The sequence below is a fragment of the Natronomonas sp. genome (assembly GCF_046710025.1).
Classification (GTDB): Archaea; Halobacteriota; Halobacteria; order Halobacteriales; family Haloarculaceae; genus Natronomonas.
Genome location: NZ_JBKEGK010000130.1, coordinates 1 through 7,176 on the forward strand (window position 1 = coordinate 1; position 7,176 = coordinate 7,176).

General features: G+C 63.8%; 8 protein-coding genes and 1 pseudogene. 6 read left to right on the forward strand and 3 right to left on the reverse strand.

The window, feature by feature from the left end:
- Positions 1-278: pseudogene (locus tag ACI944_RS09530) on the forward strand (phosphoribosylaminoimidazolesuccinocarboxamide synthase); the annotation flags it as partial.
- A 226-nt stretch (positions 279-504) separates the two neighbouring features.
- On the forward strand, positions 505-663 hold the full coding sequence (locus ACI944_RS09535; RefSeq protein ID WP_411718812.1) for a DUF3149 domain-containing protein: 159 nt from the start codon (positions 505-507) through the stop codon (positions 661-663).
- A 62-nt stretch (positions 664-725) separates the two neighbouring features.
- Here ACI944_RS09535 and aglF read toward each other — a convergent pair whose 3' ends face one another.
- Positions 726-1,475, reverse strand: coding sequence for a UTP--glucose-1-phosphate uridylyltransferase AglF (gene aglF / locus ACI944_RS09540; protein WP_411718813.1), 750 nt, complete (start codon positions 1,473-1,475; stop codon positions 726-728).
- Positions 1,476-1,575: 100 nt separating this feature from the next.
- Entirely contained in the window at positions 1,576-3,180 is a 1,605-nt protein-coding gene (locus tag ACI944_RS09545) for an ABC transporter permease (protein WP_411718814.1), read from the reverse strand.
- Between the two features lie 95 nt (positions 3,181-3,275).
- On the opposite strand from ACI944_RS09545, the gene ACI944_RS09550 reads away from it, so the two are divergent.
- The 3 genes from ACI944_RS09550 to ACI944_RS09560 all read left to right on the forward strand — a co-directional run bounded on the left by ACI944_RS09550 (position 3,276) and on the right by ACI944_RS09560 (position 6,261).
- Positions 3,276-3,830: a gluconate 2-dehydrogenase subunit 3 family protein gene (locus tag ACI944_RS09550; protein ID WP_411718815.1), complete on the forward strand. Its 555-nt coding sequence runs from the start codon at positions 3,276-3,278 to the stop codon at positions 3,828-3,830.
- A complete protein-coding gene (locus ACI944_RS09555; protein ID WP_411718816.1) occupies positions 3,827-5,425 on the forward strand; it encodes a GMC family oxidoreductase in 1,599 nt (532 codons plus the stop codon). Before ACI944_RS09550 ends, ACI944_RS09555 begins: the two co-directional genes overlap by 4 nt.
- 188 nt (positions 5,426-5,613) lie before the next feature.
- Positions 5,614-6,261: a dolichyl-phosphate hexose transferase gene (locus ACI944_RS09560; RefSeq protein ID WP_411718819.1), complete on the forward strand. Its 648-nt coding sequence runs from the start codon at positions 5,614-5,616 to the stop codon at positions 6,259-6,261.
- A 165-nt stretch (positions 6,262-6,426) separates the two neighbouring features.
- Here the strand turns inward: ACI944_RS09560 and ACI944_RS09565 are convergent, their stop codons facing one another.
- Positions 6,427-6,615: a hypothetical protein gene (locus ACI944_RS09565; RefSeq protein ID WP_411718817.1), complete on the reverse strand. Its 189-nt coding sequence runs from the start codon at positions 6,613-6,615 to the stop codon at positions 6,427-6,429.
- A gap of 284 nt (positions 6,616-6,899) precedes the next feature.
- Between ACI944_RS09565 and ACI944_RS09570 the strand changes: the two genes are divergently transcribed.
- The gene (locus ACI944_RS09570) at positions 6,900-7,106 is read left to right on the forward strand and encodes a hypothetical protein (RefSeq protein WP_411718818.1); all 207 of its coding nucleotides are present in this window, start codon (positions 6,900-6,902) and stop codon (positions 7,104-7,106) included.
- Positions 7,107-7,176: the final 70 nt, after the last annotated feature.

Consider the following 7,176-nt stretch of genomic DNA (forward strand, 5'->3'; position numbering starts at 1 on the left):
ACGACGGTCAACAGCTCTCGAAGGAGGTCCTCAGACAGTACCACAAGCGCACCCAGCCGGAGTGGGTTGAGGCGGTCGCCGAGGCGAAGACCGAAGCAAAAGCCGACGACGTCGCCGACTGGCGCGAACGCTGTCGCATCGACCCGGAACCGCTGCCGGAACACGTCGTCGTCGCCGCCCGCGATATGTACACCGCAGGGACGAACGCTTACCTAGGGCGTGATCTGTTCGATGCGCCCTCGGTTGAGGATGCGGTGGCGGCGGTCGAGTCGCTTTGAGCCGCTCGACGTGGCGGGCAGCCGTCGAGTCGCTTTGAGCCGCTCGACGTGGCGGGCAGCCGTCGAGTCGCTTTGAGCCACTCGACGTTGAGAACAGCCGAACGGCCGTATAACGCCATCTCAACGATTGTGAACTGCCTGCGGTTCCGCGGTCCACAACATTGCGCCGCGCTTGTGCTCCCGCGGAACCCGAGGTATTTTATATACCGGTACGGAAGCGGGCAATATGATCCCCTTGCAAACGCTTTCGAACCCGGCGATGGCCGTCGCCGTGCTAGTGATCGTTATGACGTTCGTTATTATCGCCGCGTTCATCTGGGCGTTCGGAAAAATCAGCGAACCGCCGGAGACCGACGACCACGACGGCGGCGGTCACGGGGCCTGACGCATTCGTCATCGTTGCGCGCGACAGGATAGACGACGCAAACGGTGCGAAACCGGAGGCGCTCACTCCGAGGCCGCATCCGCCACGTTGTCGGCTTCGTAGCCCTTCTGTAGTCGTTTTTCGGCCTCCTCGCGGTCCTCCGGGTACCCGACGTCAATCCGCCAACCGTCCAGGCCGATCGCGTCGATCGTCCGTCCAGACTGGATCAACAGATCGATCGCGTCGCTCAGTTCGTACTCGCCGCGATCGGAGGGCTGGACGAGATGACAGGCGTGAAAGATCGCCGGCGTGAACGTGTAAAACCCGGTCATCACGAGGTTCGACGGCGGATCGTCGGGCTTTTCGACGACATCGGTGATCTCGCCGTAATCGTTGGTATCGCAGACGCCATAGCGTGAGGCCTCCTCGTATGGCACCTCTTCGACGAGGAAGGCGGCATCGGTACGATGTTCGCGCTGCCGCCGGACGACGTCGCCGAGGTTCGCCTCGAAAACATTGTCGCCAAGCAACAACATGAAGTCGTCGTCGACGTGGTCCTCGACGCACAACAGCGCGTGGGCGAGGCCTTTCGGCTCGCGCTGGTGGGTGTAGGTGATCGGGACACCCTCGTAGGCGTCGCCGTAGAAGTCGATGATCCGCTCTTTCTTGTAGCCGACGACGACAAGCAACTCGTCGGCGTCGAGTTCGATGAGCCGATCGAAACAGTGACTCAGGATTGGTCGGTCGTCGACCTCGACGAGCGCCTTCGGCTTCTCCTCGGTGAGCGGGCGGAGGCGGGTCCCCTCCCCGGCAGCGAGTACGACAGCTTGCATACCTCCACGCTGTGGTCCCCGGGTCAAATCCTTTCGGCTTTTGTCAGCTACGCCGCCCGGTAGGTGGCTCCGGGGCGCGACGCTCTCACATTTCACATTCTTATAAGTCGTGTCCCTCGCCCTCCTGGGAGAGCATCACGACCATCGAGAGCCCCGAGATGAGGATCAAGATCAGCGCAGGCACGGCGGCGTACTGATACAGCGCAGACTCCTGAGCCCGCCAGATCTGGGTGACGATCGTCTCGAAACCCGACGGTCGGAGGATGAGCGTCACCGGCAGTTCCTTCATCGTCGTCAAAAACACGAGTGCGGCCCCCGCGACGAGCCCCGACCGGATGTGTGGCAGCGTGATCCGCCGAAACGCGCCGATTGGGGACTCCCCGAGCGTCCGCCCCGCCTCGACGAGTTTCGAGTCGACCTGAAGGATCGAGGTCCGGGTCGTTCCGACAGCCTGAGGAACGAAGCGGACGACGTAGGCGAAGATCAAAAGCGGCAGCGTCTGGTAGAGCCACGGAATATAGCCGGCGCCGAAAAAGACCAACGCGAGCCCCAACACGACGCCCGGAACGGCGAAGCCGACGTACGTGGCCCGCTCGAAGAGCGTCCCCAGCCGGGAGTCGCGGGTCGCGGCGAAGTACGCCACCGGGAGGGCGGCCAGCGTCGCGACGGCGGCCGCGGCGGCGGCGACAGCAACGGAGTTGACTGCCTGCGTCCACTCGAAGGCCATCGAGGGACGCCTCGCGGCGTCCGTTCGCAGCAGCCATAACAGTAGAATCCAGACCGGAACGGCAAGTGCCATGACGGTAACGCCCGTAGGAAGCAGCGTCGCGGGCCAGCGCCACCGGCCCAGCCGGACCCGGCTCCCCGCGCGGTCGGCGTCGTCGCCGCGGACGGTCTGGTCCGGACGGATCGCCCACTCGAGCGCGAGAACGGCAAGCACGAGCACGAGCAGTTGGAGCGAGAGCAACGCCGCGTATTCCCGGCCAAACGTGTTGTACTCGACGTATATCTCGCGGGTGAACACGGACAGGCGCATGATCGCCGGCGTGCCGAAGTCCGAAACCGCGTACAGCGCGGTCAAAAGTCCCCCGGCAGCGATGGCCGGGCGGATCTGAGGAAGCGTCACCCGGCGAAACCCGCTCCACGTACCGTAGTTGAGCGTCCGTGCGGCGTCGATCAACCGCGTGTCGAAGGAGACGAGCGCGGCCCGGGTCGTCAGGTAGACGTAGGGGTACGTGTAAAGGGTGATCACGAATATCGACCCCGGCAGACCGTAGATCTCCGGCAGGCGCCCGATACCAAGTGGAGCCAGGAGGTCGTGAAACTCTCCTTGGGGACCAAACGCGGAGACGAACGCGAACGCGCCGACGTAACTCGGCACGACGAGCGGGAGCGCGACCGCGATCGACCAAAAGCGGCGAAACGGGAGGTCGGTTCGGACGGTCAGATACGCCAGCGGAACCCCGAGAAGTATCGAGCAGACGGTCACGCCGATCATCAACAGCAGGCTGTTGAAGAGGACGTCGGCGGTACCGGCGCTGAACGTGAGTTCACGCGCGCGACCCGGATCGACGCTCACGACCTCAACCAGCAGCCACGCCAACGGGAACACGAGCGCGACGGCGATCACGCCACAGAGCACTGTCAGCCCCGGCGACAGCGGGAGACTCACCGGTCCGTCGGCGGATTCGTTCTCGGGTTCCATGGCGGTTGATACTGTCGGGGAGAACGTCGCTCTTGCCCTTATGTGGATCGGATCGGACCAACGGATATAAGAGTTTAGGTTTACCTAAAACATGTATGCAACTGACGCGGCGGGACGCGGCCGCCGCCCTGGCTGCGCTCGGCGCCGGTGGGGCGGTCGCGTTCGGGGCCGAGCGGATCGGGCGGAGCGCTCCGGGCGACCCCGCTTCCGATTCGGGATCAGGTTCGAGACCGTCGGACGAGCGGCTTCGGACGACTCTTGTGGCGGCCGCCGATGTCATCTACCCGAGCGATGTCTCCGGAGTTGAGGCCTTCGTCGAGGGATTCCTTGACGGACGGCTCGACCGCTCCGAACACGCGTCTGGGCTCCGGAACGCAGTCGGGAAACTCGACGATCGGGCCGTCTCGTGGCACGGCGACCGCTTTGCTGCGCTTTCTGCCGCGGACCGGGATCGGCTCCTCCGGGAAATCGGGGCCGACACCGCCGAGGAGGATCCAGACGGGACGGCCGCCGAACGGATCCGTTACTACGTCGTCAACGAACTTCTGCTCGCGTTGTACGCGTCCCCGACCGGGGGCGAACTTGTCGGCCTCGAGAATCCTCAAGGCCACCCGGGCGGCACCGAGAGCTACCGGCGGAGGCCACCATGAGCGGTACGGCTTCGACGGATCGGACAGCCGTTCCCGACGCCGATATCTGTATCGTCGGCGCGGGGCCAGCGGGCGCACTCGTCGCCGACCGGCTCGCGGCCGATCACGAGGTCGTCGTCCTCGACGCCGGCCCGCGGTTCGACCCCGCCGACCGGCTCGAACGTCAAGAGCGGGCGATCCGACCCGCGTACGACCGCCCGGACGTGTGGGACAGCGATCCCGAACGCGATGCGCACTCGGCGTCGGGCGAGTGGTTCTACCCCCTGAACCACGCTCGGGTCAAAGGAGTCGGCGGCTCGACGCTACACTGGCAGGGGATGGTGATGCGGCTCCACGAGGACGACTTCGCCTCCGGAACCGAACGCGGAATCGGCCCGGACTGGCCGATCGACTACGCCGACCTCCGGCCCCATTACGCCGCCGCCGAGCGCGAACTCGGAGTCGCCGGGGCGGACGACAACCCCGACGCCCCGCCGCGCGATGAGCCGTTCCCGATGCCCGCGTTCCCACCTTCCTACAGCGACGGGCTGTTCGCCGAGGCCTGCGAGGCGCTCGAAGTCGATATGCACTCCGTGCCGAACGCCCGCAACTCCGAGGCCTACGACGGCCGGTCGGCCTGCGTCGGCTACGGCACCTGCCAGCCAGTCTGTCCGGCGGGCGCGAAATACGACGCCACGGTCCACATCGAACGGGCCGAATCGAAGGGCGCAACGGTGATCGACCGCGCGCCCGTCCAGCGGCTTGAGCACGACGCCGACCGGGTGCGGGCGGCCGTCTACGCTATCCCGGACGGCACGGAGCACAGACAGACGGCCGACGCCTTCGTCGTCGCCTGTGGCGGGGTCGAGACGCCGCGGTTGCTGTTGCTCTCGGAGTCGGAACACTATCCCGACGGACTCGCGAACTCCAGCGGCCTCGTCGGCAGATACTTTATGGATCACCTCTTCGCGGGTACCGGCGGCGTCCTCGGGGAGCCGACACGCCAGAACCACGTCGGCTTTCTCACCAGCGAGAGCCACGCGTTCTACGACGACGCCGATGAGGAACTCGCGCCGTTTAAACTCGAGTTCTTCAATTACGACGGCCCATCGCCCGTCGAGACGGCGCTGTCGGCTGACACCTGGGGTGACGACCTGCTAGAGCAGCTTCGAGAGGACTACGGCACCCACATCGGTATGGGCGCGCTCGTCGAGCAACTGCCCCGCGAGGACAGCTACATCGGCCTCGATCCCGACCGGACCGACGACCACGACAACCCGGTGCCGGACGTTCACTGGAACGTCGGCGACCGCGCGCTACGGACCATCGAGCGCGCCAACGAGGTTCAGGAGGCGATCCTCTCGGAACTCGGCGCGGAGATCACCTGGCAGGTCGGCCCCGACGATACCGGTCCGGCCTATCACCACATGGGGACCACCCGGATGGGCACCGACCCCGGTGCGAGCGTGGTCGACCCTCACCTCCGGACCCACGACCTCGGGAACTGCTGGCTCGTCACCAGCGGCGCGTTCCCGACCGGCGGCGCAGCGAACCCGACGCTCACCATCGCCGCGCTCGCGTTACGGGCGGCCGAGGACGTCCGAGACGCTATCTGAAACGCTATCCGAGAATTTTTAGGTAGACCTAAAAACTTAAGCGTCAGCGTGAGAGAGACGTGGTAATGAGTTCGATGCAGCGGCGGACAAACGGACGAGAGGCCGAATCAGGTGACGAGACGGTGGGGGCCGACATCACCGGCTCAGAGGACTCCGACGCGTGGACCTTCGAGGACGTCAGCGTCGTGATGGGCACGTACAACGAGGAAGCGGCGATCGGAGCGGTTCTGGACGACATCGAGGCTGTCACCGACGGAAAGGCGGAGGTCATTTGCGTCGACGGCTCCTCGGATCGGACCCCAGAGATCGCCCGCGAGCACGGCGCCCGCGTCATCGAACAGGAGCCACAGGGATACGGGGTCGCGGTCCGGGAAGCGATTCTCACGCCGGATCGGCCGATCGTCGTCACCACCGACTGCGACGACACCTACCCGATGGAGCAACTACCGGAGTTCCTCGCGGCGATCAACGAGGGCTACGACGTCGTCAGCGGCGACCGACTCTACCACGGCGCGGAGGCGATGCCCGCGTTCAACCGCTTCGGCAACCGCGCGTTCGCCGCCCTTGCGAGCGCGCTGCTGGGCGAGGTGGTCCACGACACCACGACCGGGATGCGCGCGTACCGCCAGGAGGTCGTAGAGTCAATCGAGTGGACCGAAAACACCGGCCTCTCGGCGGAGCTTTTGATCCGGCCGCTGACGAGAGGGTACAACGTCAAAGAACACCCGATTGCGTACACCGAGCGCGCCGGCGAGACGAAACTCGACCCGATCGAAGGCGGCCTTGCGATCGCGAAGTCGATCGTGAAGGTCTCCTTAGAGGAGCGTCTGTTGTAGACGCCGGACGACACCGGGTACGCGTTCGAAGTCCTATTTAAATAAAGCCGCAGGGATCTGTTGAGATTTTTAAGAACAGACAGGATAGACGCGCTGAATATAGGGCGTGTATGCAGCATTTGGGAATAACTTTATTACAACCTACCCCCTGGACTGTCGGCGAACTCAGCGAAGCTTGACGTAGTACTCCGGCTCAACGACACCCTGTTCAACTGTCCGATAGTATATTTTGTACTCCAAGCTGTCTCCTGTGTAGACTTTCTCGACGTCATAAGGACGATGTCCGTGAGCCTCAACGTAGCCATCATAATATCCATTATGAGCTTCGTTGACCCACTCGGGAAGCGTTGACACCCGCACCCAACGTCCCAATTTAAAGCGGAGATAATCCAGAATCCCCATTTCATCCCGAGGTTGCCATTCCACCATACAGAGTACATAGAGCATCGCCTCGGGAAAGAATCTAACTTCCATCACGATGCACATAGCCTATGGACTATCGGTACGCTTGCGGCAGTTGTGGGACACTTCATGGGTCCAATCCGACCCAGTGTCGGGGGTGTGGGGGGACGATCCTCAAACCAGTTCCTGTCGAAGAGCTCCGATCTATCTCATCCGATGACTCAGTCCCGGACTCGATGGATCCAGATGACATCGGCAGGATTGGGAGCACGACTGAGTCGGAGTATGAGTCCGCCCCAGATGTCGCTATCGATGGGTCAATCAAGGGTGACGCGTCCTCCGAAGAGACACCGTCGGCATCGTCTACGAGTAACTACAAACCAGTTCTCGCCGGCGTGGCGTTCCTTCTTTTAGCCGGCGTCATCCTGTATATAGTCCTCTAATCGGCTCTGTTGACTCGATGGAAACGCTGCTACTCCATGAGAACGTGACACAAGATATGGGGCGCAAGAG